Origin of the sequence: Paenibacillus forsythiae T98 (genome assembly GCF_000520735.1) — a bacterium.
Taxonomy (GTDB): Bacteria; Bacillota; Bacilli; order Paenibacillales; family Paenibacillaceae; genus Paenibacillus_AQ; species Paenibacillus_AQ forsythiae.
On the sequence record NZ_ASSC01000515.1, the window covers coordinates 1 to 365 of the forward strand.

A 365-nucleotide genomic window follows, 5' to 3' on the forward strand; every position below is an offset into this window, starting at 1 on the left:
GCGGCGGGCATTCCGCTGCTGATCGGAACCAACCGCCACGAAGGTCATTACTTCTTCCGCGAAAGCACGCCGGTTCCGGCCATTGGAGAGTCGCTGAAGGCGCTCCAGCAAGCGCTGGGGACTCCGGACCTGTCCGGGCTTGCCCCGCATTATCCTGCGAGCTGGGAGGGGCATGCCGGGATCATGACCGATCTGTTCTTCTGGCGCAGCGCGGTTGCCTTTGCCGAGAGCCAGCTGGAACACGGACCGGTCTGGATGTACCGCTTCGATTGGGGAGTGGAGGATCATCCGCTGCTCTCCAGGGCCGTACACACCGCAGAGGTCCCCTATGTATTTGGCAATATGGGTCATTTGCGGCGGCTCGG

Annotated in this window: 1 pseudogene; it reads left to right on the plus strand. The window is 62.7% G+C overall.

Annotation, left to right across the window (positions count from 1 at the left end):
• Positions 1 to 365: pseudogene (locus tag L692_RS29070) on the plus strand (carboxylesterase/lipase family protein); the annotation flags it as partial.